17 protein-coding genes are annotated in these 21,074 nt (G+C 71.4%); 5 read left to right on the top strand and 12 right to left on the bottom strand.

The window, feature by feature from the left end:
- The first annotated feature begins 369 nt into the window (after positions 1 to 369).
- Entirely contained in the window at positions 370 to 879 is a 510-nt protein-coding gene (locus tag HUT18_RS30475; protein ID WP_176103748.1) for a hypothetical protein, read from the top strand.
- 186 nt (positions 880 to 1,065) lie between these two features.
- On the opposite strand, the gene HUT18_RS30470 is transcribed toward HUT18_RS30475, so the two are convergent.
- The 8 genes from HUT18_RS30470 to HUT18_RS30435 form a co-directional block, all read right to left on the bottom strand.
- Positions 1,066 to 2,433 carry an SWIM zinc finger family protein gene (locus tag HUT18_RS30470; protein WP_254878879.1) on the bottom strand — a complete coding sequence of 456 codons (1,368 nt, stop codon included), beginning with the start codon at positions 2,431 to 2,433 and terminating at the stop codon, positions 1,066 to 1,068.
- Positions 2,434 to 2,864: 431 nt separating this feature from the next.
- A complete protein-coding gene (locus HUT18_RS30465; protein WP_254879116.1) occupies positions 2,865 to 5,705 on the bottom strand; it encodes a DEAD/DEAH box helicase in 2,841 nt (946 codons plus the stop codon).
- A 436-nt stretch (positions 5,706 to 6,141) separates the two neighbouring features.
- A complete protein-coding gene (locus tag HUT18_RS30460) occupies positions 6,142 to 6,729 on the bottom strand; it encodes a sugar kinase (RefSeq protein WP_176103747.1) in 588 nt (195 codons plus the stop codon).
- A complete protein-coding gene (locus HUT18_RS30455; protein ID WP_176104896.1) occupies positions 6,729 to 7,856 on the bottom strand; it encodes an ROK family glucokinase in 1,128 nt (375 codons plus the stop codon). The genes HUT18_RS30460 and HUT18_RS30455 overlap by 1 nt, the downstream gene beginning before the upstream one ends.
- Positions 7,857 to 7,981: 125 nt before the next feature.
- The gene (locus HUT18_RS30450; protein WP_176103746.1) at positions 7,982 to 8,857 is read right to left on the bottom strand and encodes an ATP-binding cassette domain-containing protein; all 876 of its coding nucleotides are present in this window, start codon (positions 8,855 to 8,857) and stop codon (positions 7,982 to 7,984) included.
- Positions 8,854 to 9,897 carry an ABC transporter permease gene (locus HUT18_RS30445; protein WP_176103745.1) on the bottom strand — a complete coding sequence of 348 codons (1,044 nt, stop codon included), beginning with the start codon at positions 9,895 to 9,897 and terminating at the stop codon, positions 8,854 to 8,856. The genes HUT18_RS30450 and HUT18_RS30445 overlap by 4 nt, the downstream gene beginning before the upstream one ends.
- On the bottom strand, positions 9,894 to 10,904 hold the full coding sequence (locus tag HUT18_RS30440) for a sugar ABC transporter substrate-binding protein (protein ID WP_176103744.1): 1,011 nt from the start codon (positions 10,902 to 10,904) through the stop codon (positions 9,894 to 9,896). The genes HUT18_RS30445 and HUT18_RS30440 overlap by 4 nt, the downstream gene beginning before the upstream one ends.
- A 321-nt stretch (positions 10,905 to 11,225) precedes the next feature.
- Positions 11,226 to 11,990 carry a GntR family transcriptional regulator gene (locus HUT18_RS30435; protein ID WP_176103743.1) on the bottom strand — a complete coding sequence of 255 codons (765 nt, stop codon included), beginning with the start codon at positions 11,988 to 11,990 and terminating at the stop codon, positions 11,226 to 11,228.
- Between the two features lie 110 nt (positions 11,991 to 12,100).
- Between HUT18_RS30435 and HUT18_RS30430 the strand changes: the two genes are divergently transcribed.
- Complete coding sequence (locus HUT18_RS30430) at positions 12,101 to 13,108, top strand: Gfo/Idh/MocA family oxidoreductase (protein WP_176103742.1); 1,008 nt, start codon at positions 12,101 to 12,103, stop codon at positions 13,106 to 13,108.
- Between the two features lie 56 nt (positions 13,109 to 13,164).
- On the opposite strand, the gene HUT18_RS30425 is transcribed toward HUT18_RS30430, so the two are convergent.
- The 3 genes from HUT18_RS30425 to HUT18_RS30415 all read right to left on the bottom strand — a co-directional run bounded on the left by HUT18_RS30425 (position 13,165) and on the right by HUT18_RS30415 (position 17,158).
- Positions 13,165 to 13,437, bottom strand: a complete 273-nt coding sequence (locus HUT18_RS30425) for a hypothetical protein (protein WP_176103741.1) — start codon at positions 13,435 to 13,437, stop codon at positions 13,165 to 13,167.
- A gap of 70 nt (positions 13,438 to 13,507) precedes the next feature.
- On the bottom strand, positions 13,508 to 16,063 hold the full coding sequence (locus tag HUT18_RS30420; protein WP_176103740.1) for an ATP-binding protein: 2,556 nt from the start codon (positions 16,061 to 16,063) through the stop codon (positions 13,508 to 13,510).
- A 369-nt stretch (positions 16,064 to 16,432) separates the two neighbouring features.
- Positions 16,433 to 17,158 (bottom strand): Crp/Fnr family transcriptional regulator, encoded by a 726-nt coding sequence (locus HUT18_RS30415; protein WP_176103739.1) that lies wholly within the window; start codon positions 17,156 to 17,158, stop codon positions 16,433 to 16,435.
- A gap of 333 nt (positions 17,159 to 17,491) precedes the next feature.
- On the opposite strand from HUT18_RS30415, the gene HUT18_RS30410 reads away from it, so the two are divergent.
- The 3 genes from HUT18_RS30410 to HUT18_RS30400 all read left to right on the top strand — a co-directional run bounded on the left by HUT18_RS30410 (position 17,492) and on the right by HUT18_RS30400 (position 20,049).
- Positions 17,492 to 18,250 carry a hypothetical protein gene (locus HUT18_RS30410; protein ID WP_176103738.1) on the top strand — a complete coding sequence of 253 codons (759 nt, stop codon included), beginning with the start codon at positions 17,492 to 17,494 and terminating at the stop codon, positions 18,248 to 18,250.
- 91 nt (positions 18,251 to 18,341) lie between these two features.
- The gene (locus HUT18_RS30405) at positions 18,342 to 18,848 is read left to right on the top strand and encodes a hypothetical protein (protein ID WP_176103737.1); all 507 of its coding nucleotides are present in this window, start codon (positions 18,342 to 18,344) and stop codon (positions 18,846 to 18,848) included.
- A 907-nt stretch (positions 18,849 to 19,755) separates the two neighbouring features.
- The gene (locus HUT18_RS30400) at positions 19,756 to 20,049 is read left to right on the top strand and encodes an ATP-binding protein (RefSeq protein WP_176103736.1); all 294 of its coding nucleotides are present in this window, start codon (positions 19,756 to 19,758) and stop codon (positions 20,047 to 20,049) included.
- A gap of 60 nt (positions 20,050 to 20,109) precedes the next feature.
- Here the strand turns inward: HUT18_RS30400 and HUT18_RS30395 are convergent, their stop codons facing one another.
- The gene (locus tag HUT18_RS30395; RefSeq protein ID WP_176103735.1) at positions 20,110 to 20,970 is read right to left on the bottom strand and encodes an isocitrate lyase/phosphoenolpyruvate mutase family protein; all 861 of its coding nucleotides are present in this window, start codon (positions 20,968 to 20,970) and stop codon (positions 20,110 to 20,112) included.
- Positions 20,971 to 21,074: the final 104 nt, after the last annotated feature.

Here is a 21,074-nt window from a genome sequence, read left to right as displayed (position 1 = left end):
CGGGGAATGTTCATGTCCACGCCTCGATGGGTCGACCAGGTGCCGCGCGGCGACGAACAGGCAACCGGATGCTGAACTCCTGGCGTCAGCCCGGGCGTTGAGTGACCGGAGCGATGCGTTCGAGGGGGTAGTCTCACCCCTGAGCGCTCTCGAAGGTGGCGCGAAAGACTCTCGACTGTGCGGGCCGCGGGGAGGACGCGGCACAGAGCCGGTCGGCATGCGTATGGATGCGACGGATGTGTGTGGGTGCCCGTCGATCATCGCCCTACTCGACAGATCGGCAACGCCCGCAATGCTGTGGCCGTCGTGTCGGCCGCACCGGGCGGACAGCCCGGAAGGGTCCACATGGGCACCTGCCAAGGAGACGTGATGGAAAGGGACATCGCCGCACTGCCCTTCGTGGACGAGCACACCGCGGTGGTCGCGGCAAACACCGACGAGGTCTGGGCCGAGCTGAGCGCCACCCTGGACAGGTCCTTCTCCCGCCCCGCGATGGCCCGTTACACCCGGCTCATCGGCGCCGCGGACTGCGTGGCGTCCGGACCGCGCCCCCTGTCCGAGGGCTCCACCCTGCCCGGATTCCGGGTGATCTCCGCGTCGCCGGGACGTGAGTTGGCGCTCCGCGGCACCCATCGCTTCTCCGACTACGCCCTGACCTTCCGCATCGAAGAGATGGGCCCCGGACAGTCACGGTTGCGCGCCGAGAGCCGCGCGTCCTTCCCCGGTCTGGCCGGTGGCTGCTACCAACGGCTCGTCATCGGCAGCGGCAGACACGTGGCAGGCATGCGCAGGATGCTCGCGTCGATCCGCAGCCACGCGGAATCACGCGCGGGGGACGCGGGGGACGCAGGGGACACGGGGCAGTCCGACCGAGGATGACGTGCCCCGGGCCGAGCGGAAAGGACCCCGGTGGAGATGAACACGGGCTCGGCTCATAGGTACTGCTCATGCACCGCCCGACTCACGGACCCGCCTCGTGGGTACGGCTCGTCGACTCGTGTGACGAGTACAGCTCATGGGTTTGTGTGACGGGTACGGCTCATAGGTTCGCCTCAACAGCTTGGCTCATGGGCTCGGTTCGGCCTCCCCGGGAAACGTCAACGCCGTCACGGGGTCCTGGTCCGCGGTGCCGGTCGGCCACCAGTCGTCCTGGTCCGGTTCGGATTCGTAGGCGTACCAGAGCCCGTCGCGGCCGAGGCGTAGCTGGCGCTCGCCCGAGGGGTGGGTGAGTCTGTTGCGCCAGGGGCGGAAGGCCGGGAGTCCGACGGCCAGAAGGGCGGGGCGGGCGCGGTCGAAGCGGCCGGCCGGTGGGTCCCAGGGCTCTTCCAGGACGGTGAGCCCGTCGGGGCCGCCCTGCCGCCAGGCGGCGACCGCTCGCCCCAGCTCGGCGGGACTGCGGCCGACGGCCTCCGCCAACTGTGCGTACAAAGCCCGGCCCGACGCGGTCAGCCCCGAGCCCGGGCGGGCGGCGGCGATCCGCACCGCGTCCTGCCACAGGCCGACCCCGGCGAGCGGATCCTCACCGGTGGTGAGCAGAGCGTGGGCGCGTGCGGCCGCCTCGGTCGCCAACTGGTCGAGGGCGAACGGGTCGGGGCCGCCTTCGGCGACCGGGTACGCGGGCGGGGTGCCGGGACTGGCCGGTGGCGGAAGCGGCGCGGGCAGCATCGCCGATACGGCCCTCGCCGGTGCGGCACCGAGAACCGCCTCGTCGGCGCGTACCGAGGGCATACGGCTCTCCCCCGGCCCGGCGGCCGTGGCCTCGGCGGCGCTGCGCCGCGCCAGCGCGTCCAGGAGTTCGCGTTCGGCACGGCCACGCAGAAGCAGCAGCGCGAAGGGGTCCTCGTCGAGGATGCGGGCGGTGCGGTGGCACAGCGCTGCCGCGTGCTTGCACGGCCGGGCGCCGTCCGGGCAGCCGCACTCGGCCCGCAGTTCGCCGGGGCGCGGCAGCAGGGGCACCGACTCGGCGAGGGGTACGGGGAGTTCGCGGTCCAGGAGCGCAGCCGCCCACGCGGGTGTGCCGACGGCGGTGTCGAGGAACAGTTCCCAGTCCGCCGTGTCCAGGACGGGCAGCCGCAGCAGCGTGCGGTACGGGCGCGGCCGCCCGCCGTGCACATAGGCCAGGACCACTCCGGGGGTGACGCTGACCGTGTCGACCCGCCCGCTCTCGGCGTAGTCCCGGCCGCGCTCCAGGCGCGCCGGGTCGGCCCCCTCCGCCAGCGCACTCAGCCAGGCCCTCCCCCACCAAGTGGCCGCGAACGAGGGCTCGTTGCCGGTGCTCTTGGCGCCGCCACCCTCAGGAACGGTGCTGTCCGCCACCGTGCCCTCGGTGCGGATGTCCTCCGCGCCAACGCCATCGGTGCCGTCGGTGCCAATGCCGTCGGTGCCGGTGCCGTCAGTGCCCGGGCCGTCAGCGCCAGGGCCCTCCGCTCCCATGCCTCCGACCGCTGCACCACCGCGAACCACGGCAGATCCCCGTTCGTCCGCCCACCTCCGAGACAGCCGACGCCCCGTGCCGGGTGCCTGTCCCTCCCCAGGGCCGAAGGTCCGCCGGAGTTCCGGCGGCACGGCGGCGGGCGACGCCCGTCGACGGCGCACGGGCCGTGCGGGCGGTGTACGCGCTCCAGCCTCGGCCGCACGCTCCCGTGCCGAGCGCAACATACGGCGAGCCTCGTCGGCGGGACGGCCGCCGGGTAGGGGTTGCTCGCCGCGGGCGCCACCGTCGGCCGGGGTCGGGACCGAAGCCGGGTCCGAATCCTTTCCCTGTCCCTGCTCCCGGTCCTGGCCCTGGCCCTGGCCCGAGTGCACGCCCCCGGCGGCATCCTCGTCGCGGCCCCTGTGCTCCGGCTCCGGGCCGGGTGCGGCAGTCACTCGGGCCTCCGCAGGGAGACGAGGTCGGCCAGTTCGCGGTCCGTCAGTTCGGTCAGTCCGCTCTCGCCGGAGCCCAGGACCGCGTCGGCCAACGCCCTCTTGGATTCGAGTAGTTCGGCGATCCGGTCCTCGACGGTGCCCTCGGTGACCAGACGGTGCACCTGTACGGGCTGGGTCTGTCCGATGCGATACGCGCGGTCCGTGGCCTGCTCCTCGACGGCCGGGTTCCACCATCGGTCGAAGTGCACGACATGGCCCGCGCGGGTGAGGTTGAGGCCGGTGCCCGCGGCCTTGAGGGAGAGCACGAGTACCGGGGTGGCGCCGTCCTGGAACCGGTCCACCAGGCGCTCCCGTTCGGCCACGGGTGTGCTGCCGTCCAGGAGTTCGGCCGGTACGGCACGGGCCGACAGATGCGCCGTGATCAGCCGGGCCATGCCCACGTACTGCGTGAAGACCAGCACCGAGCCGTCCTCGGCGAGCACGGTGTCGAGCAACTCGTCGAGCAGGGCGAGCTTGCCGGAACGGCCGGTGGTACGGGCGCCGCCGGTGGGTTCCTTGAGGTACTGCGCCGGGTGGTTGCAGATCTGCTTGAGCGAGGTCAGGAGCTTGAGGACGAGGCCGCGGCGCCCGATGCCGTCGGCCTGCTCGATCGCGGCCATCGACTCCCGTACCACCGCCTCGTACAGCGCGACCTGTTCGCGGGTCAGCGGCACCGGATGGTCGGTCTCGGTCTTGGGCGGGAGTTCGGGCACGATGCCCGGGTCGGACTTCTTGCGCCGCAGCAGGAAGGGCCGAACGAGCCGGGCCAGCCGCTGTACCGCCTCGGGGTCCTCGCCGCCCTCCACCGGCCGTGCGTGCCGGGAGCGGAAGGCGGCCAGCGGTCCGAGCAGTCCCGGGGTGGTCCAGTCGAGCAGGGCCCACAGTTCGGAGAGGTTGTTCTCGACGGGGGTGCCGGTCAGGGCGACCCGTGCGGGGGCCGGGATGGTACGCAGCGCGCGGGCGGTGGCGGAGTGCGGGTTCTTGACGTGCTGGGCCTCGTCGGCGACGACCAGACCCCAGGGCTGCGCGGCGAGCGACTCCGCCGCCGCGCGCATGGTGCCGTACGTGGTGAGGACGAATCCGCCGTCCAGCGCGCTCAGATCACGGCCGGGACCGTGAAAGCGCCGTACGGGCACGCCGGGCGCGAACCGGTTGATCTCGCGCTGCCAGTTGCCGAGCAGGGAAGCCGGGCACACCACCAGGGTCGGTTCGGGGCGGGCCCGCCGCAGGTGCAGGGCGATGAGGGTGACGGTCTTGCCGAGGCCCATGTCGTCGGCGAGGCAGCCGCCGAGGCCGAGGCCGGTCATCATCTCCAGCCAGGCCAGGCCGTGCAGTTGATAGTCGCGCAGCCGCGCCTGAAGTTCCGGCGGCTGTGTCACCGGCGGCACTCCGGCCGTGAGCCGTTCGCGCAGGGCCGCGAGTGCGCCCACCGGGACGATCGGCACACTCTCGCCGTCGACCTCCGCGCTGCCGGTCAGGGCTGCCGACAGTGCGTCCACCGGGTCGAGCAGTCCGAGATGGCGTTTGCGGGCCTTGCGCACCAGGGCCGGGTCGACGAGCACCCACTGGTCGCGGAGTCTGACCACCGGCCGGTGCGCCTCGGCCAGGGCGTCCATCTCCGACTCGTTCAGGTCCGCACCGCCGAGCGCCAACTGCCAACGGAACTGGAGCAGTTGCTCACCTTCCAGAAAGCCGGTGCCGTCGGTGGCCGAACCGGGCGCGGGCCGCACCACGGCTTCGGCGGACAGGTTCCGGGTCAGCTCGCGCGGCCAGTGCACCGCGACACCCGCGGCGGACAGCCTGCCCGCGGCCCGCCCGAGCAGATCCGTCAACTCCTGGTCCTCAAGGGCCAGTACGTCGGGTACGTCCCGTTCCCTGAGCCGGTCGAGGGGCGCCCAGACCCGGGCCGCCCTGCGCAGCGCCAGGGTGGCGGCCAGCCGTGCGCGCGGCCCGAACGTCGGCTCCCCCTCCCCCGCCCAGAGCGCGGCCGCGTCGATCAGCAGGGTGGGATCGGCCTTGCTGTGCACCTGGACGATCGCCGCGGCGCCACGCCCCTCGTTCTCGGGTCCGGCCTGTTCGAACGCGTGGAGCGCGGACAGGTCCACCCGAAGCGAGATGCCGACTCCTGCGTCGCTGCCCGCGGCCACCTCGGCCGCCCAGTCCCGTGCCCGCGGCAGGTGCTGCGGCTCGCGCGCCGCGAACGGGGCGCCGAGTGCGGCGGCCGCGGCCGGGGTGCGCGGCAGGGTGTCGGCCACCGCGTCGGCGAACGCCCGTACCAGGGCCTGTGGTTCGGGTAGCTGGAGAGGGCCTCGGCCCGCGAGCGGCGTGGCGTACCCCTCGTAGGGCAACGCCGCCGCGATGGCCCGTAGTTGAGCGATGTCGTCCGCGTCGAGCGGCCCGGCCCGCCAAGCGTCGTGACCGTCGGCGGTGAGTCCGGGCAGCAGGAGACCGCGGGTGATGATATGCAGTGCGTGCAGTGCGGCGGCGCCCCAGCAGACCGTCGCCGGATGCGCGGCGGGACTGTGGCGGGCGCGTACGAGAAACGGCAGGGCCTCGGCGACGCCCAGCTCCAGCGCGGGGACGGTTCTGGTGCGGACGGTCGCGCCCCGAGGTCCGACCACGGTCAGTTCGGTGCGCTTGGGCGGGTCACCGCCGGCACCGCCGGCACCGCCGTCGCCTCTGCCACCGGTACCGTCGTTCCCCGCCGGGCCCGGCAAGGCTCCACCCTCCGGATCCCAGAAGGCGAGCCGTCCCTCCCGAGGAACTTCGGCGGGCAGAAAGACGGCGGCGAGGCGCAGGAGTCCGAGACCCGGAGGCGCGAGCGAGGACGGAAGAGCCTTCGCCGCAGCCGACCGCGAGGGCGGAGGCGAAGACGTCGGCGACGGCGCAGACGGCAAAGCCGGAAACGCGTACGCCGAGGACGCATCGGCCGCCATCACGCTCACCTCCTCTCCTCCCCCGGAATCCTCCCCGGACCCGGAACCTCCGCCTTGTCGCCCCCGACTCTACGACCGGGGTATGACAACGGCCCTGACCTGCCGTTTCGCCCTCGCTCTCGGCGCGACAGGCCTCGGCAAGAGGACAGCGGAAGCCGGGCGTCGGATTCTTCCCGGCGCCTCAGGTTCACGGAGGTGGAGCGCGTACGAGCGGCGGGCGGACCCGCCTCAAGACGCAGCCGTCAAGGCATCGTGATCAAGGCGCGGCCGTCAACGCACCGTCCTCGAGGAGCACCCGTCAAGGCGTCGTGGTCGACACCAGGAACACGCGCGGGTGAGCCGGGTTGGAGCGGTTCACGACGATGTCGTGCGTGGGCAGCGGCTTCTTCCTGACCTGGGTCAGACCCTGCCAAGGGCCGAGGCCGGTGAAGTTCCAGCGCACGACGTGGCGGTCGCGCGCGCCGATCGGGAACTTGTTCTTCTTCAGCTCCGAGGTGTCCGTACCGAGCTGGTTGAGGAACCGCTCCAGGCCCTCGTTGCTGGTGAGGAACTCCACGTAGAGGCGGCTGGTGCGCCAGTTGTTGGTCTCGTAGTAGGCGACGTCGGCGGAGTACGGCGGGATCGGGACCTGGTAGATCCGGCGCTGGACCTTGGAGGGCCAGTCCTGGCGCAGGCCGCGCCAGGCGTACTTGTCCTCCTTGTCCCTGCCGCTGTCGCGGCTCTGGTTCGCGGAGATGATCAGATAACCGGCCGGGATCCCGATGAGCAGCACGATGATCAGCAGGGTGAGCGCGCGGCGGCGGATTCGGCGGCCGCGGCTCTCGGTGTTCTCCTCGCCAGGTGGTTCGGGCTGACGGGGGACGACGGGCCGGTCGACGGTGGGCATCACGGGGTTCCCTGCTGGGTGGTGCGGGTGCGGCGTGCCTGCACGTAGCGCTCGTAGCGTTCGTGGCGCTCCACCCGGCGGCGGTTCGCGCGCCGGAAGCGGCGGGCGACCAGCCGGGCGAGGTCGGCAGCGCCGACCATACCCGCATCGGGTCCGAGCTGGGCGCGCGCGATACGGGCCTCGGGGCGGTAGCCGCGCCCGGTCAGATGCCGTTTGAAGGCGTCCCGCGCCGGGACGATGAGCAGGTCGTCGGCCGCGCTGACGCCGCCGCCGATGACGAAGCAGGAGGGGTCGAGCGCGGCGGCGAGATTGGCGATGCCGACGCCGAGCCACTGGCCGATGTCCTGGAGCAGTTCCACGCACATCGCGTCGCCCTCGCGGGCGAGTTCGGTGATCAGCGGCCCGGTGATCTCGGGGATGTTGCCCTTGACGCGGTCGATGATGTTGTACGCGACCGGGGACTCGGCGGCGGCCAGTTCCCGCGCCTCGCGTACCAGGGCGTTGCCCGAGCTGTACTGCTCCCAGCAGCCCCGGTTTCCGCACGGGCAGCGGTGCCCGCCGGGCACCACCTGCATGTGGCCGAACTCTCCCGCGACCCCGTACTTGCCGCGCTTGACCTGGCCGCCCTCCAGGATCGCGCCGCCGATGCCGGTGCCCAGCGTGATCATGACGAGGTGGTCCTCACCGCGTCCGGCGCCGAAGCGCCACTCGGCCCAGGCGGCGGTGTTGGCGTCGTTGTCGACGAGGACGGGTACGGCCAGGCGTTCGGCGAGACGGTCGCGCAGGGGCTCGTTGCGCCAGGACAGGTGGGGCGCGAACAGGACCCGGTTGCGGTCAGCGTCGACCCAGCCCGCGGCACCGATGCCGACGGCGTGCACGTCGTGCCGGTCGGAGAGGTCGAGGACGAGTTCGACGATGGTGTCCTCGACGACCTTCGGGCTCTTGGACTTGTCCGGTGTCTCGGTGCGGACCTTCTCCTGGATCACCCCGTCGGCGTCGACGACACCGGCCATCACCTTCGTGCCGCCGATGTCGATGCCGACGGTGGGAACGCGCGGCGCGGTCAGGTGGGACCGGCGCTCACGGGCTCCCACGGTCCGCAGCACGGTGGCCCGTGCGGAACCCATGGAAGTGCCGGACACCCGAGCCGAGCCGAGCGCCCGGGGAAGCGCGAGGTCGCGGTAGCTGCTCATCGGGCCGATTCTGCCTCACGCGGCCCCACCGTCGCATCGCGGCTTCCCCGGGCCGGGCGTCAGCTCTTCTCGGCGGTACCACCGGGGCTGTCCTCGTCCGCGGCCGTGGCCCCGCCACCCAGATGGGTGGGCGTGGGAGCGCGCTCCAGCTCGTGGCGCAGGTCGTCCAGCTCGCTGCCGCCCGCCATCTGCCGGGTCAGCTCGTCGAGGTCGATGTCCGTGCTCAGGTGGCTGCCGGTCATGGCGCCGCGCTTGAGCAGGACGAACCGGTCGCCGACCAGGTAGGCGTGGTGCGGGTTGTGGGTGATCAGGACGACGCCGAGCCCGGCGTCGCGGGCGGCGGCCACGTACTTGAGGACGACGCCGGACTGCTTGACGCCCAGGGCGGCCGTCGGCTCGTCGAGTACGAGGACCTTGGCGCCGAAGTAGACGGCGCGGGCGATGGCCACGCACTGGCGCTCACCGCCCGAGAGGGTGCCGATGGGCTGGTCGACGTCGCGCAGGTCGATGCCCATACGCAGCAGTTCGGCGTGGGTCGTCTCCCGCATCCGTGCCACGTCGAGGCGGCGCAGCGGGCCCCTGCCCCGGGTCGGTTCGGAGCCGAGGAAGAAGTTGCGCCAGACCGGCATCAGCGGGACGACGGCGAGGTCCTGGTAGACCGTGGCGATGCCGCGGTCCAGGGCCTCGCGCGGGGAGGAGAGCGAGGTCTGCTCGCCCGCGATGCGCAGGGTGCCCGTGTCGTGCCGGTGCAGTCCCGCGATGATCTTGATGAGGGTGGACTTGCCCGCGCCGTTGTCACCGAGCACGCAGGAGATCTCGCCCGCGTGGACCTCCAGCGAGACGCCTTCCAGGGCGCGGATGTTGCCGTAGTACTTGCTGACGTCGTCCAGCTCCACCAGCGGGACGCGCTCGGCGGCGGTCTGTGCCGTGCTCATGTGCTCGCCTCCGCGCGACGTCGGACCCAGTGGTTGAGCAGGGTCGCCAGGAGCAGCATCGCTCCGAGGAAGAATTTGAACCAGTCCGGGTTCCACTCGGCGAAGACGATGCCCTTGCTGGTCATACCGAAGATGAGGGCACCCACCGCGGAACCGACCGCGGAGCCGTAGCCGCCGGTGATCAGACAGCCGCCGATGACGGCCGCGATGATGTACGTGAGTTCGTTGCCGACGCCTTCGCCGGACTGCACGACGTCGAACGAGAACAGCAGGTGCTGTCCCGCGACCCAGGCGCCGAGGCCGACTCCCATGTACAGGCCGACCTTGGTGGCCGTGACCGGGACGCCGACCGCGCGGGCCGCCTCCTTGTTGCCGCCCGCCGCGAAGATCCAGTTCCCGGCGCGGGTGCGCAGCAGGATCCAGGTGGCCACGGCGACCATGCCGAGCCACCACAGGATGGTCACCTTGAAGTCGACGTCGCCGATGGTCAGCGTCGAGGCGAAGACGTCCTGGGCACTGGCGAAGCCCTCCATGTCGGAGATCTTCTTGGTGGAGACGGTGCCGCTGATCAGCTTGGTGAAGCCGAGGTTCATGCCGGTGAGCATGAGGAAGGTGCCGAGCGTGATGATGAAGCTCGGCAGTTGGGTGCGGGTGAGCATCAGTCCGTTGAACACCCCGATGGCGAGCGTCGCGAGCAGCGACACCCCGACCCCGACCCAGACGTTGGCGGTCATCTGGTAGCTGAACATCGAGGAGATCAGCGCCGAGCTGGTCACCAGGACGCCCGCCGACAGGTCGAACTCGCCGCCGATCATGAGCAGCGCCACCGGCACCGCCATGATGCCGATGGTGGAGGCCGCGTAGAGCACGGTGGCCAGGCTGGTCGGCTTGAGGAAGCTGTCGGCGAAGACGGTGAAGAAGACGAAGACGGCTACCGCGCCGACCACCGAACCGAGTTCGGGCCTGCCGAGCAGTTTGCGCAGCGGGGAGGTCCGGACCAGCCGTTCGTCCGCGCTCTTCGCGGTGGCGGTCGCGGTCACCTGGTGCCCCGCTTCGCGTAGTCGAGGAGGTCGCCCGCGTCCTTCTCGGTGACGATCTGCGGGCCGGTCAGGACCGGCTGTCCGCCGCCGAGCACATCGGCGTTGTACCGGTAGAGCCACAGCAGGTCGACGGCCTGGTAGCCCTGAAGGTAGGGCTGCTGGTCGACGGCGAAGCCGAGGGTGCCGTCCTTCAGGCCGGTGGCCACCGCCTCGTTGAGGTCGAAGGTGTCGATCTCGGCCTTGCTGCCCGCCGACTCCTTGGCCTTGACGGCGGTGTCGGCGAAGGGCGCGCCGAGGGTGACGACGGCGTCGATCGAGTCGTCGGCCTGGAGCTTGGCCTCGATGGCGGCCTGCACGTCGGGCATGTTGGTGCCGTCGACGTACAGGTTCGCCAGCTTGCCGTCGAAGGTGTCCTTGGTGCCGTCGCAGCGCTGCTCGTGGCCGACGTTGCCCTGCTCGTGCAGGACGCACAGGGCCTTCTTGTGGCCACGCTTGTTGAGTTCCTCGCCGACGGCCTGGCCGGCCACCGTCTCGTCCTGCCCGATGTGGGTGAGCGCGCCGAACTTCTTGGACTCCGCCGAGCCCGAGTTGACGGTGATCACGGGGATGCCCGCCTTGACCGCACGGGCCACGGCCGCCTTCATCGCGTCGGGCTTGGCGAGCGAGACGATGATGCCGTCGACATCCTTGTCGACTGCCGTGTCGACGAGCTGCGCCTGCTGCTGGGCCTCGTCGTTGTGCGAGTAGAGGAACTTGATGTTGTCCTTGACCGCCGCCTGCTCGGCGCCCTGCTGGACGATGTCCCAGAAGGTGTCGCCGTCGCCGGAGTGGGTGATCATCGCGAAGGTCCAGCGCGGTGTGTTCACGGCGGCCTTCCCCCCGGCCGCGGCCTTGCGGGCGTCCTCGGCGCGCTTGCCCCCGGTGTCACTGCACCCCGCGAGCGAGACCCCGAGCGCCATCGCCAGCACGGCACCGACCGCACGTACCCCTGTCCGAACCCTTGCCACGTCGCCGTGTCCTCCTCGCAGTCCCGCTGTTCACATCCGGTCGGGCCCGTCGTCCGTACGGCCGTCCCGAACGCCTCAGTATCACCGACCGCGGTCCGGCGTCCTCGCCCAGGTCTACGCGCGAAGCGAACCGGCACCGTGCGACGGCTGGTCGAGTTGTAGCGGTGCGGGCACGCCCCGTCAATGACAAAGCAGACCGTACGGAATGGGCCGAGGGGCCGAAAAAGCGTTCACGGGCGTACGGAGAGCCGGGACGGCCAGGCGTTGATGGGCGTACGCGAGGCGTTCACGGGCGTACGAGAAGCCGGAGCCCCAAGTGCTTCACGGGCGTACGAGGAGTTGGAAGTCGAAGCAGTAGCGGGAGGCGCGGAACTGGTGGACGCCGAACTCGACCGGGCGTCCGGTGTCGTCGAAGGCGGTGCGTTCCATCGTGAGCAGGGGCGCGCCGGTCTCCTCCGCGAGCAGCCCGGCCTCCTCGGGGCTCGCGGCGTGGGCGCCGATGCGCTGGCGGGCACTGTGCAGCGTGACACCGGCGGCGCGCAGCAGTGCGTAGAGGCCGCCCGCCTCCAGGCTCTCGTCGTCCAGGCCGGGGAGCCGGACCGGCAGATGGTTGCAGAGCCGGGCCAGCGGTTCGCCGTGGGCGTAGCGCAGTCGCTCGATGCGCCGCACCGGATCACCGGCCGCGACACCGAGGGCGGCGGCGGCCTCGGGCGGGGCGGGGACCACCGCGTTGGCGAGTACCCGAGTGGTGGGGCCGCGCCCGTCGGCGGCCAGGTCCTCGTAGAGGCTCCTCAGCTCCAGCGGGCGCCGGACCGTGCTCTGCACGACCTGGGTGCCCACTCCGCGGCGCCGGACCAGCAGGCCCTTGTCGACGAGGGTCTGGATGGCCTGGCGGACGGTGGGCCGGGACAGGCCGAGCCGAGCGGCGAGGGCGATCTCGTTGCCGAGCAGACTGCCCGCGGCGAGGGTGCCCTCCGCGATCGCGGACTCGAGTTGCCGGGACAGCTGGAAGTACAGCGGGACCGGGCTGTTGCGGTCGACGGCGAGCCTGAGCGAGGCGGTCGGATCCGGGTCGGGTGTGGGCACTTGGCGAGCGTAGCCGCAGGGTAGAGGACCCGGAAGCCCCGAAGAAGCGAACGTTCGAATGTAAGGACAAAAGATTGACAGAAAGGTCGGATCAGGCCAGGTTGGGAGCCATGCGCATCGGACTCATCGGAGCGGGTCGTATCGGCACTTTTCATGCCACCTCGCTCAGTCGTCATCCCGCGGTGGGTTCGCTGGTCGTCGCCGACGCGGATCCTGCCCGCGGCCGCGCGCTCGCCGACCGGGTGGGCGCCACCGCCGCGCCCGGCGCCGACGAGGTCTTCGCCTGGGGCGTGGACGCCGTGGTGATCACCGCGGCGACGGCGGCGCACGCCGAACTGATCGCCCGCGCCGCCCGCGCCTCGCTGCCGGTCTTCTGCGAGAAGCCGATCGCACTGGACCTGCCGGGCACTCTGGCCGCGCTCGGCGAGGTGGACAGCGCCGGAACGGTCCTCCAACTCGGCTTTCAGCGCCGGTTCGACGCGGGATACATCACGGCCCGCGAGGCGGTACGCACCGGTCGGCTCGGTCGTCTGCACACCGTACGGGCGATCACCTCCGACCCGGCGCCGCCGCCCGCCGCGTATCTCCCGCTCTCCGGCGGCCTGTTCCGGGACTGTCTGGTCCACGACTTCGACATCCTGCGCTGGGTGACGGGCCGTGAGATCACCGAGGTCTACGCGACCGGTTCGGACCGGGGGCCCGCGATGTTCCGCGAGGCGGGCGACGTGGACACCGCAGCGGCCGTACTCACCCTCGACGACGGCACCCTCGCCACCGCGACGGCCACCCGCTGCAACGGAGCGGGCTACGACGTACGGATGGAACTGGCCGGAGAACTCGACCAGGTCGCCGTAGGTCTCGACGACCGCACTCCCATCGCCTCCACCGAACCCGCGGGGCCACCCGCCGCCGACAAACCCTGGCCCGGCTTCCTGGAGCGCTTCGCCCCTGCCTACGAAGCCGAACTCGCCGCGTTCGTCGAGGTGGTGGAGGGCCGACGGGACAATCCGTGCGACGGCCACGAGGCGCTGTGGGCACTGCGGATCGCCGAGGCGTGCGAGCTTTCGCGGCGGGAGGGGCGGCGGGTGGAGATGGCGGAGATCGCGGGGAGCGCGTAGAGCGCGGGGGGTGAGGCCGCTCAGGGGGCCGCCTCCCCCTCGGCTCCTCAACTCGCCTACTCCTCCTGGGTAGTTGCGGGTGCTTGAGGTGAGGCGTCCCGGTGAATGTGCATCTCACCGTTCATCACCGTGTAGAGACTGCTGTGGTCCTTGGCCGTGTTGGTCTGGCTGGGGGCAGCGGGCTCCTGCTCCCCGGCTCGTGCGCCGTCGGCCGAAGTGGCGGGCTCCGACTGGTGCACCTCCACACGGTTCTCGTTCCCGGCGACTACGGGACCGGCGGCGTCGCCTCCGATACGGATGCTGTAGCGGTCGCCTGATGCGGATGCCATGGCCAACTCCTGTTCGTGTGCGGGGAGTTCGACTGGGGTGTGAGGGGCGCCAGGTACGGTGGGGTATGGGCTACGGAACGCGATTCAGCGTGTAGGTTCCGCAGTCGTAACACTCCACCTCGTCGGTGTCCACGTCGGCCGACAGTTCCTTCACCACTTGGATGACGTCGGTGTCGGCGCCCATGGTGATCGTGACGTCGACGGTTCCGACGGACTCGCAGTTGTCGGTCCCCACGTCGTACAGCGGCCCGGTGGCGCTGTAACTGCCGCCGCTCCCGGTGATTTCCGTGGTGTAGGCCTCACCGCATGGACTGGTGCCGTCAGTCGTGTACGTGGAGGACCCGGTCTGCTCGATCTCGGATGTACCTCCCTCGCTGTCCCGCCAGGTCCCGGCCAACCCGGTCTCCGTAGCAGCCGGTTCGTCACCCGAGTCCTGCTGGCTGACGGCGACTCCGCCGATGGCGACGGCGAGCACGACGGCGATCGCGGTGAGGATGCCGGTGAGCGCGGACGCCCCGCCCGCGGCAGCGCCCGCCGCGGCGGTGGCGCCGGTCGCCGTGCCACCGATACCGCTCGCCGCGCTACTGGCTTCCACGGCGCCGGGCGGCGGCATCGGCGGCGGAGAACCGGCCGCCGGTACAGTCTGGGCGAACTGCGAGCCCTGGGAAGCCAGTTGGTCGGCTGCCGGACTCGGGTCGAACACGGGGTCGGGTCCGGTGGTGAAGTCCGGTCCGGAACTGAAGTCCGGTCCGGGCCCGTTGGAGAAGTCCGGCCCGGTGGAGAGGTCGGGCCCGGTGGTGAGATCGGGCCCGGTGGAGACATCGGGTCCCGTCCCGCTGTGCGTGGTGCTCAGGTCGGGGCCCGTGTGGCTCGTGCCCTGTTCCAGTGCGGAGTTCGGGTCTACGGAGGTCAGGTCCGGGCCCGTGGTCGGATCCACACTCGTCGTCGGATCCGGACTCGTCGTCGGGCCATGGACCGTCGTCGGATCCAGGTTCGTCGTCGGATCCGCCCCGGCCGTCGGATCCGGTTGCGGAGAGTCCGCGGGCGCGGTCGGCGAGGTGGGATCGAGTGAACCGGTGGGGTCCGGGGGTGTGTCCGGCACGGTGGGTGCGGACGGGGCGAGTTGCTGGGCTCCGGCCGCGGCGTCGGCGCCCTGGCCGTTGCCCAACTGCCGCCACAGCAGCGCCGCTTCGGCCAGCAGGACGGCGGACACGACGCGTCGGCCGGTCACCAGGGTGCGTACACCCTGCTCGTGGGTGAAGTAGGCCCTTGCCTGCGGGTCGGCCGCGGCGTCGGCCGCGCTGCGCCCGGCGCCGAGCACCCGCCCCCACACTCCGAAGCGCAGCGACTGGGCCAGGGCCGGTGCGGCGGCCCTGGCCACCCGGATCGCGAGATCCGCCCGTCCGGACCGTTCTGCCAGCTCGGCCGAGATCTCCAACGCGCGTGCGTGGTCGGCGACTTCGGCCGGTGTGGTGCCGGGCAGTGCCGCCCAGTGGGCGAAGTGCTCGCACAACCGGTCCCCGGGGAAGGGCTCCGGGTACCGGCCCCGCACCGCGGACACCGTGCCGGGCGCACAGCGGTATCCGCGTTCGGTGGTCTCCGCGAGTCCGAGACCGGTGAGGGTGTCACAGAGGCGGACCGGGTCGGGTACGCCCGCCAGGGTGCCGATGTGCACGGGCGCCAGTTCGGCGTCTTCCAGTGTGGTGAGGAGGCGCAGGACGTTCACGGCGGCCGTGTTCAACCGTTCGAGGATGAGCGGCAGCAGCTCCGCGACGGCGCCCGGGGCCGGGAGCTTCGGTTCGCCCGAGGAGTCCAGGCGGGCGAGGGCGGCGGCATGCAACAGGAGCAGCGGTCGGCCGGTCGCGGTCTTCCACAGGTCGGCGGCGGTGCGCTCGTTCCCGGTGAGGGCGCGGCCGAGTTCGCGGGCGAGGAGGGCGAACGCGGCGGCCCGGTCCAGCCCGTGGACCTGTAGTGCGGTGCCCTCGCCGAGCAGCGACCGGTCCCGGCCGGCGAACACGAAGGTCGCGTCGGGAGCGGCGTCGAGGAGTTCGCGGACCTGCTCCGGGCTCAGCGCGGCGTTGTCGACGTAGACCGTGATCCGTACTCCGGCCATCAGGCGGCGCAGTTCGGCGCTCGCCGGTGCGTAGCCCGCGGCCTCGTAGCAGGCTTCGAAGACTTCCTGGGTGAGGTCCTCGACCTCGCGGTGGGCCGCGGAGAGGAAGAGCACCCCGTCCGGCCCGGGGTCGAGACGCTGTGCCGCGTACCGCAGCACGGTGCTCTTGCCGACGCCCGGCGGTCCCCAGAGCTGCACCGGGCCCCCGGCCCTGACGGCCGCGGCGAGCGCGGCGAGTTCGGTGTCCCGGCCCAGCGGCGCGGGCTGCCGCCGGGGCAGCAGTGCCACCCGGTCGCGGCGCACGGGCAACGGCCGTTCGCCCTGGGTCAGCATGGTCACCCTCGAGCCGTGCTGGGCGTCGATCACCATGTTGTAGTTGCCCGCGATCACCGGCCCGCCCGCGTTGCCGCCGATGTCGATCCGGTGCCGCTCGGCGGGCCCGTGTACCGCCCCGTCCTCGCCGGGCGGGTCGCTCGCCGCATCCGTGTTCTCGTACTCGTACACGTCGTTCATCTGCCACCCCGTTCTCTTGAGCCTGTGCTCTCGCTCTGGCCTGTGCTCTCGGTCGCCTTCGGTGGCCCAACATCGGTATGCACAAGAGGAGTTGAGGCCGACGTCTCGAAGGGGCGTACGGCGTTCCCTGTGCCTCGGTCGGGCCGTGCGTGCAGGCTGTGCGTGTGCTGGAGGAGCGCGATGTCCGGCAGTCGGGCGGCGCCGGAGGGTCGGCCGAGCCTCCTTTCGTGAGGCTAGACACGGGTCTGCGGGGCAATACCGTCAATCAACGGGTTTGGGGAATCTTGGCTGCCCGTTCTCGGTCCGTGGTGCGGGTCGGGTGCCGCGGCGGCCGCACCGGTGCCGCGGCCCCGGCCGTCGGTAGGTGGCTCAGTCGAACGCGATGCTGTTCAGCAGGGCGAGGTCGTCGATGGTCACGGTGCGGTAGCCGGTCGAGACCGCGCCCGCCTCCCGGAGTCTGCGCAGGGCCTTGTGCACGCTGGGTTCGGCTGCTCCGGCCAGCGTCGCGAGTTCGGGCTGGGTGAGCGGCCAGTGGATGGCGGCGCCCCGGCCGACCGGCCGGCCGTAGGTCCTCGCGATCTGGTGCAGCACCCGCGCCAGTCGTGTGGTCACGTCGCAGCCGGTGAAGTCCAGGCGGTGGGTGTTGGCGCTGCGCAGCTTGGCCACCACGGCGGCGTTCACGGCCTGCCCCAGTTGCGGATCGCGCCGCATACAGTCGCGGAACGCCTCGCCGGTCACCGATCGCGCGACGACGGGGCCGCAGGTCGTGACCGTCGCCGACCGTGGCCCGCCGTCCACGGCGGCGAGTTCGCCGACCAGGTCTCCGCCCATCCGCACGGCGAGCAGGGCGTCCCGGCCGTCGCGGGTGCGGCCGGTCGCCTTCACGACGCCGTCGAGCAGGATCAGGACGAAGTCGGTCTCCTCCGATTCACGGATGAGGATCCTTTCGGCCGGGTACCGGACCCTGGCCCCCAGCGCGAGCAGACGGTCGCGGTGTGCCTGGCCGAGGCCGCCGAGCAGGCTCGGTCGTGGCCATGGCCACTGTTCGCGCGGCTGCGGTTCCCGCGCGGGCGAGACGGCGAGTCCGTCGTCCATGTCCTGTCCCCCCAGCCCGTCCTCACGCTCCGTCCGGAACCGTCCGGAACCGTCCGGAAACCGGTTCCGCCTCCCGGAGGTGCAGTGTGCGCCTCGTCGGCGGCACTCACCACAGACGCCGGGCCATGTCCTCCCGACATTCACAACAAACCTTGTATTCCGACGAGTTGAACGCGGCATTCGAGTGCGACATTGGGTTCGGCCCCGTCTCCGCGCCTCGTGCGGGGAGGGCGTCCCGGGGCCCGCGCGGCCGGGACGGGGCCCGTCCGCGCGGGCTCGATCAAGACCGGACGGAACGCGACGGTTACCGAATCCGCGGAGGGATGCGGCCGTATGACACAAGAACCGGAGTACCGGGCCCTGCTGGCCGTCGACATCGAAGGGTCGGCCGGGCGCGGCACCGTGGCGCTCCTGACGATCCGTGAACTGCTGTCGACGGCGCTACGGGAGTCCCTGGAGAACAGCGGCATCGCCTGGCGCGCCTGCCGGGTGCAGGACCTGGGCGACGGCTTCCGCGTGACCGCACCTCCCCGAGTACCGAAGACGCGACTGATCCACCCGCTCGTACCGGATCTGGCGGCCCGGCTGATCGCGCACAACCGGCTGGCGGGACCCCTGACGCGGGTCCGGGTGCGGATGGCGCTGCACGCGGGCGACGTCTGCCTCGGCCCGGTCGACGAGGTCGCCGGACGGCCCCTGGAGACACTGGCCCGCATGCTCGACGCGGCCGAGTTGCGCACCGCCCTGGCACAGGCACCCGGGACCGTCCCGCTGGCCCTGCTCCTGTCCCGGCACTTCCACGAGGAGACGGTCCACCCGGGGCAGTTGGGCATCGACCCGGACACCTTCCGCAAAGTCGGCTTCACCGTGAAGGAACACACCGCCGATGCCTGGCTGCACGTGCCCGGTGGCACGGCACTGCCGCCCGCGACCTCCCCCGACGAGGCCCCGCACGACGACACCGACCGCCGCACCGCGGACCCGGACCCGGCCTCCGCCCCGTCGAAGATGGTCAACAAGGCCTCGGGCAACGGTGTCATCTACGCAACCCAGCACGGCAACCAGCACATCCGGATCGTCGGCCAGAAGTGAACGAGGCCGCGACGAAGGACGACATGCACGACGACATGAGCGACTGCGTGACGGACTGCGTTGGCGACGTGGAGAAGGGGAAGAGGGCGCGATGAACGACGAGTTGACGGTGCTCGCTGAAGCGGGGTCCGCCGCGCTGGTGGCGGCGATGGCCACGGATCTGTGGCAGGAGACACGGGAGTCCGTCACGGCGCTGTTCCGGCGCTCCGAGCACCGTCGTACGGCCGAGATCGAGACCCAACTCGACGACAACGCCGCCCTGGTGCGCGAGGCCTCGGCACCCGACGAAGTCCGCCGGGCGCTGTTCGCCTACTGGACCCTGGAACTGGCGGCACTGCTGCGCCACGACCCGTCCTGCCGCGAACCACTGCACCAACTGGCCTCGGCCCGCACCCCCGAGCAGGCACCCTGGGCCTCCTCGTTCCGGCAGACCGTCAACGCCCACGGCTCCGGAACCGTCTTCGCCGTACAGCACGGCACCCAGCACGCATACGGGGCGCCTGCCGCGGCGGCGGCGGATCGGGCCGGACAGCCGCCAGGGGCCCAGGAGCAGGAGCCGGAGCCGGGCGCCCGGGAGGAACCGACCGGAACGGCTTGAGCCGGAAAGGAAGACCTCACGCCTCGCTGGACGGACCGGCACGGGAAAGTCTGTTGAGCCCGGGTGTCGGTGCAGCCACAGCGGGACAAGGCTCTTAAACCCGTCGTTACCTGGGAGGAAAGACCGGTCACGGATAGTGACCCGACGGCAAAAGAGCGGTCACACGGGCCGGGAATTCTGTTCTCCACAGTTCCCGGAAGGAGCATCAGGTGACCGACCATCAGTACTTCGTTGCCGCAGGTCTGCTCATGACTCGTGAGTCCGGCGGGGATTTCCGCCCGGTCAGCAGTATCGAGGCCGATCGGCTGGCCGGGAGGGCGAAGAACCCGTCGGCTCGGGTCCGCCTCGTGCGGGGGCCGCGTCTGCTCCGCCGGTTGACGGAGCTGACGTCCAAGGCGGGGGGCGGGCACAAGCGAGCGGTATCGTCCCCTGGCTCCGCTTGAACCTGATATCGGAGTGGCCGCCCTCACCGAGCGGGCCCAGGCCATGAATTCGTGCCGAATGCGCCCGAGCCTTGTCGTCCACGCAGGCCGGGCGGAACTTGTGCGCAGCGCCGTCACGGGCAGCCAGAGGTCCGGGAAAACGGTCCGGCATACGGGCGGCCACACCTCTCCACTTGACCCTCTCGTTTCTGGCGGGTAAAAATGTTTACGTAACCATTCTCCTCGTCGGCAGGACGTTCCCCACCCGTTCCCCCCAGACCGACCTCCGGTCCGACACCTGCGCCGACCTCACCGAGGGGTGCCCGCCATGTACCAGCAGATGACCCCCTTGTCGTCCGCGGGAGCCGCCGCACCGAAAGCGCCCGCACCCACACGTCGGGAGACCGCTCTCTCCTTGCCGGCAGAGATCTCCAACGTCCCTTGGGTGCGCCGTTTCGCCTCTTCCGTACTCGCGAGGTGGGGGGGTGTCGGGCGAGGAGCTGGAGAACGCCGAACTCGTCGTCGGTGAGCTCGCCGGCAACTCCGCCCGTCACGGTCGCTGCGAGCTGACGCTGCAGCTCACGCTCGAGCCCGACGGGCTACACATCATCGTCACGGACTTCGGCATCGCTCCTCCTCAGCCACCGGACGGAGCGGACCACGACTGCGATGAGCACGGCCGAGGAATGCACATCGTGGAGGCGCTCTCGCAGTGGGTTCGCTCCGCACACAAAGGGTCCTCCTACCGTGTGCATGCGCTACTGCCCTCCGGGCGATGAAGTGCGGCCGGAGCGCTGGTAGTTCCTCCCCCGGCCCCAGCAACGGAGAAGCCCCGCCTACTACTGACCTTCGCCCTCCTCTCCTCGCGCCGACGACGCCATGACCCCGTTCAACTCCCCGTACGGCAGGGCCCCGGCCGCGAAGTCGAAAGTTCCCTGCTCCAGGACTTCCCGTGCCGCTTGTCGCACGGCGCCGAGCGCCAGGCGCGAGAGCCCGGAGCCGAGGCTGATACGGCGGACACCCAGCGCGGCGAGTTCCGCGACGCTGATCCGTGACGCTCCCCCGGCAAGGACGTTCACGGGACGGCTCACAGAGGAGCAGACCTCGCGGATCGCCTCGGCGTCGGGCAGTCCGGGAGCGTAGAGGACATCGGCGCCCGCGGCCTCGAAGGCACGCAACCGCCGGATGGTGTCCTTGAGATCAGGCCTGCCGTAGAGGAAGTTCTCTGCCCGGGCCGTCAGCGTGAACGGGATGCCGAGGCTCCCCGCCGCCTCGACGGCCGCGGCCACCCGCTCCACCGCGGAGTCGAAGTCGTACAGCGGATCCTCCGGCCGCCCGGTGGTGTCCTCGATCGAGGCCCCGACGACTCCGGCCGCCGCGGCCAGCCGGATGCTCTCGGCCACCGTTTCCGGTGCGTCACCGAACCCGTTCTCCAGGTCGGCGGTGACGGGCAGCGAGGTCGCCGAGGCAATGGCCCGTGCGTTGTCGAGTGTCTCCGTACGGCTCACCAGTCCCGCACCGTCCGCACGGCCGAGGCTGTGCGCCAGCCCCGCACTGGTCGTGGCCAGGGCCCGGAAGCCCAGTCCGTGCAGGATCCGCGCGGTGCCCGCGTCCCAGGCGTTGGGAATGACGAAGGTGTCGGTCTGCTCGTGCAGCGCACGGAACTCGGCGGCACGGCGCTGCTGTTCGGCGGTGTTCATGTGTGGGACCTCTGGGGGGGTGGGTTGTCCTGCTCGTGGCGGGTGGGTCGGCGGACGGGGCAGGCCGTAGCGCCAGTACGGAGTCGACGCTCGCCCGTACCTCA

This window comes from Streptomyces sp. NA04227, assembly GCF_013364195.1.
In the GTDB taxonomy this organism is placed as follows: Bacteria; Actinomycetota; Actinomycetes; order Streptomycetales; family Streptomycetaceae; genus Streptomyces.
This window is presented reverse-complemented; position numbering and strand designations above follow the sequence as displayed.